The 4,601-nt window shown below is 68.1% G+C and carries 3 protein-coding genes and 1 pseudogene (2 of these 4 cut by a window edge); 3 read left to right on the top strand and 1 reads right to left on the bottom strand.

Annotated elements, in window-relative coordinates:
• The 3 genes from K789_RS0120060 to K789_RS0120050 all read left to right on the top strand — a co-directional run.
• On the top strand, positions 1-1,135 hold the 3' end of the coding sequence (locus K789_RS0120060; RefSeq protein ID WP_024368313.1) for an ExeM/NucH family extracellular endonuclease. The gene continues 3,428 nt to the left of window position 1, outside the view; 1,135 of the gene's 4,563 nt are visible here — the last part of the coding sequence; the start codon falls outside the window, past its left edge; its stop codon occupies positions 1,133-1,135.
• A gap of 190 nt (positions 1,136-1,325) precedes the next feature.
• Positions 1,326-2,771 (top strand): glycosyltransferase family 2 protein, encoded by a 1,446-nt coding sequence (locus K789_RS0120055; protein ID WP_024368312.1) that lies wholly within the window; start codon positions 1,326-1,328, stop codon positions 2,769-2,771.
• Entirely contained in the window at positions 2,768-2,989 is a 222-nt protein-coding gene (locus K789_RS0120050; protein WP_416352818.1) for a hypothetical protein, read from the top strand. The genes K789_RS0120055 and K789_RS0120050 overlap by 4 nt, the downstream gene beginning before the upstream one ends.
• A gap of 91 nt (positions 2,990-3,080) precedes the next feature.
• Here K789_RS0120050 and K789_RS0120045 read toward each other — a convergent pair.
• A pseudogene (locus tag K789_RS0120045) lies at positions 3,081-4,601 on the bottom strand (FAD/NAD(P)-binding protein) (it continues 486 nt past the right edge of the window).

Genomic DNA, 4,601 nt, shown 5'->3' with positions numbered 1-4,601 from the left:
CCTCGTGGCCGCGTACCCGCGGGTCGCCGCGGTCAAGACCATCGTTGACAAGGCCATCGCCGACGCAGCAGTGGTCGGCAACCAGCCGGTCGGCGCGGTCACCCGGGATATCACCACCGCGTTCACCCCTGCTACCGCCACCACCCCGGCAGCACGCGACGACCGCGGCAGCGAGTCCACCCTGGGCAACCTCGTCGCGGATTCCCTGGTCGACTCGCTCAAGGCGACGGAACTCGGCGGTGCCGAGATCGGCGTCGTCAACCCGGGCGGCCTGCGCAACGAGCTGTACTACGCGCCGGACGGCACCATCACCTACGCCGAGGCCAACGCGGTCCTGCCGTTCGTGAACAACCTGTGGACCACGTCGCTGACGGGCGAGCAGTTCAAGACGCTCCTGGAGCAGCAGTGGCAGACCAACCCGGACGGCACGGTTCCCAGCCGCGCCTATCAGCAGCTCGGCCTGTCCAAGAACGTCAACTACACCTACGACGCCGCCCGCGCCGCCGGTGACCGGATCACCTCGATCCGGGTCAACGGCGCGCTGATCGACCCGGCGAAGTCCTACCGGATCGGAACGTTCAGCTTCCTGGCAACTGGCGGCGACAACTTCCGGATCTTCACGTCCGGCACCGGCACCAAGGACTCCGGACTCGTGGACCGCGACGCGTGGATCAAGTACCTGCAGGCGCACAGCCCCGTCTCGCCGGACTTCGCGCGCCGCTCGGTGGCCGTGGTGAACACCACCGCAGCCGAGGTCAAGGGCGGGGACTCCATCACCCTGGCGGTCTCCAAGCTGGACCTCACCTCGCTGGGCAGCCCGGTGAACACCTCGCTGCGCGCCGAGTTCACGGATTCGAAGGGCATCGTCACGGCACTCGGCACGGTACCGGTTTCCGCCGGTGCGGCCACGGTGAACGTGTTGGTTCCCGCGGGTGCGGCAGCCGGCGCGGGCACCCTGGTGCTTACCGCCGTCGAATCCGGCACCGTGGTGAAGGCGAACGTCCCGGTCGCGGCCAGCACGCCGGTCCCGCCGAAGTGCACCGCACCGGTTCCGCCGACGAAGTGGTACGACCTCAAGGGCTGGATCAAGTACTCCATCGCCTGGCTCCAGTACCAGAAGTGCCTCAGGGGCTAGCTTCCACGCCCTGACCCAGTGAGCATGCCCTCCCCCGGGCCGCAGCGGTGGACATATAGCCAATATGTCCATTGCTCAGCCGGGACGGAGGGCATGCTCATTTTTGCGGGCGCAAGCGCCTGGTGACAATGTGACGGATGTTAGCAATGTGACGTGGCCGCGTTCACTACCCGCTGGTAGCGTCTGGAGCATGGGTAGGGGAAAGTTCCACCGGGCGGTCGGCCTCGTCATTGCTGTCCTGGCGTCCACCGGGGCCACGCTGCTCTGGTTCGCGGTCATCGCCGGCGGCCCGGACATGGCCGACGCCCCGACCCACGAAGCCATCGTCGGCGTCTGGAGTTTGCTCTACAACACTGACAGTCCGGGTCCGCGTGTGATACTCGCCGCCATGGCGCTCGCGCTGACGATGGCCGCCAGCGTCGCGCTCCTTGAACGCAGGATCACCACGAGAAGCCGCCGGTCCTCGAACCCGGCCATCACACCCCTGGCACCCAAAGTGGTGATGGCGGCAACGCACGGCGACTTTGCCGGGCCCGTCACGGTGACCGTCCTGATCCCTGCCCACAACGAGGAAGCTTCCCTTCCTTCAACGCTCGCGTCCCTGCTGGCCCAGTCGCACCGGCCTGACCGCATTATCGTGGTCGCAGACAACTGCACCGACTCGACCGCCGACGCCGCCCGCCGGGCCGGCGTCGAGGTCATCGAGTCCGCCGGCAACACCCAGAAGAAGGCCGGCGCCCTCAACCAGGCGCTCACAGGGCTGCTTCCGGGGCAGGGCGAGAATGACGTTGTTATGGTGATGGACGCCGATACCCAGCTCGACGACGGCTTCCTCGCCGCCGACGTCACCCGCTTCACCGAGGACCGGGCGCTGATGGCCGTCGGAGGGCTCTTCTACGGCGAGGAAGGGCACGGCCTGCTGGGACAGTTCCAGCGCAACGAATACATCCGGTACGGACGCCAGATCCGTCGACGGCGAGGCCGGGTGTTTGTCCTCACCGGCACCGCCTCGCTGTTCCGGCCACGCGCGCTTCGCACCGTCGCCGGGCAACGCGGCGATTCCCTTCCCGGCAATGCAGGCGATTTTTACGACACCGCTGCACTGACTGAGGACAACGAGCTGACCATCGCGCTGAAGTCCCTCGGAGCGCTGATGATCTCACCTTCGGAATGCACCGTGGTCACCGAACTGATGCCGAGCCGGCAGATGCTCTGGGCCCAGCGGCTCCGCTGGCAGCGGGGCGCCCTCGAGAACATCGGCGAGTACGGGATCACGCCGCAGACCCTGCGCTACTGGGCGCAGCAGCTGGGGATCGGCTACGGCGTCATCGCCTTGGGCTGCTACCTTGTGCTGCTGTTGCTGATGGTGCTGTCCCTGGACGACTGGATCTGGTTCCCGTTCTGGGTGGGGCTCGGCATCGTCTTTATCGTCGAACGCGTTGCCACGGTCTGGCACGGCGGCTGGCGCGCACGGCTCCTGGCCATGCTGCTCCTGCCCGAACTCTTCTTCGATATGTTCCTGAACATCGTCTACGTCAAGGGGATCATCGACATTTCCCTGGGCCGGACCGCCCACTGGAAACACCTCACCCACCCGACGTCCGGGACCGGAACCCCGGTCAGGGTGGGCCCGTGATGCCCAACGTCGTGGTTCCCGCCGGCATCCTGCTCCCGGAGTCGTTCCTGCACAGTCAGTGGTTCGCCATCATGGCGACCTTTGTGGCGATCAATACTGTCATGTATGCGGCCCTGGCTGTCTCGAAGATCCTGCCCAAGCTACACCGTCCGAACTGGCTCCGGCGCCGTCACGAACGCTCCGAGACCCGCAGCATCTACCCCGAGGCGCCGAAGTAACGGTTTCCAGCCAGGGACATGCCCTCCCCCGGGCCGCAGCGCTGGACATATGGCCCATATGTCCACCGCTCAGCCCGGACGGAGGGCATGCTCATTCGTGCTTGGGCCCGTCTGGACCCGAGGAGCCGAGGATGGCCCGGGCGATCTCGTCGGCATCCCGCAGGGTGCGCTGGCCGCTGCGGTAGACGGGTCCGCTCTTTTGCCGGGCCTCGGCCGCGATGGCGGTTCCCCACTGCACGGCGGAGAGCTGCAGTCCCAGGACGTACAGGCCGTCCGTCACCGAGCCGTTGGCGCCCAGCGGCCGGTACGGATGCGGCGCCACGTCCAGCCCGGACGTCGGCACGGGCGTTCCTTCCGCCGTCATCATGAGCCTCGGGCGGACCAGGCCTTCGGCGAGCAGCTGCTCCAGCAGGGGTGATTCGTTGACCGCGACCCTGTTGGCCGGCGCCAGCGCCTCGACCATGGCTGCGGCAGCCACCACGTCCCCGCTGCCGTCGTCCGTGCCGTTCCCCACCCAGGGCGATACGGCCGTAAAGGTCCCCGCTTTGCGGTCCACACCGAACTTCGGGTCCGGCCCGACGAACCGGACGACGCCGGCGCTGACCAGGGCCGCGAGCTGTTGGGCCCGCAGCGCGGGCGGCCCGCTGGCCAGGCCTTCCACGAACGATTCGAACCAGCCGCGGAGCCCGGCCACCCACGATTCATCGGTGATGCCGCCGTCCGCGACGGCGGTCTTGAGCACCGCCCGGCCATGGTGCAGGGCCCCGATGGTCATCTTCACCGGGTCACCCTCCCCCAGTGCGGATCGCCGGGCGTCGTCGAGCAGATACTCGACGACGGCGTTGTCGAGTTCTGCGCGGGAGGCGAATGACCTGCCGGCCAGCGGTGCCGCCAGTCCCAGGAGGTTGAGCCGGTGGGCGGGACGGAGGTGGACCTCCAGGACGGAGTCCACCTGGTTTTCCCATTTCGCGGCGGAGTGCGCGTGGGGGTGCAGGGCCTCCTCCAGGTCCTTCAGGAACTCCTTCGCTTCCGTGAGGATGGCCCCCGGCTGCGAGCGCGCCAGCGTGGAGTAGTAGGCCCAGAGGGCATCGCGGTGCAGGAGGGGCCAGAGGTCGTGGTCGAAGGCGGGCCGGATTCCCGCCTCCGCGAATTTCGCCAGGGCGCTTTCGGTGCAGTACCTGAGCGTCACGGCGTCGGGGTAGTAGCCGGCGAGGGTTGCCTTTGCCCGGTACGGGGTGCCGCGCCGGGAGGCGGCGATGATCAGCGGTTCGCGGCCGGAGGGGAGGTAGCTCATTCCGCCGTCCTCGCCGGGCAGGAACCGCCCGCCGCGGCCTTCGGTCAGCTGGCCCATGGCATCAAAGAAGTTCAGGCCCATGCCGCGCACCAGCACCGGCTTGACGGCCGGCACGAGCGACCAGTCGACGTCGGCCGGAGCAGCCGGCGGCAGGTACAGCAGCCCGAATTCCTCGGCTGCCGCACGGAGTTCGCGCTGTTCGGGGTTGAGCCGGGATTCGAGGTGGCCGAGGGCCAGCACCACGGAATCAACGGTGAGGGCCGCGCCGTTGGCCAGTCCGACGTCGAACCTCACACGGCCGTCGTCCACTTCGCCAGC

Origin of the sequence: Arthrobacter sp. TB 26 (assembly GCF_000427315.1) — a bacterium.
GTDB lineage: Bacteria > Actinomycetota > Actinomycetes > Actinomycetales > Micrococcaceae > Arthrobacter.
This window is presented reverse-complemented; position numbering and strand designations above follow the sequence as displayed.

Excerpts from the sequence above, each read along its gene's own strand:
- K789_RS0120055 (WP_024368312.1), top strand. The coding sequence starts at position 1,326 with ATGGGTAGGGGAAAGTTCCACCGGGCGGTCGGCCTCGTCATTGCTGTC.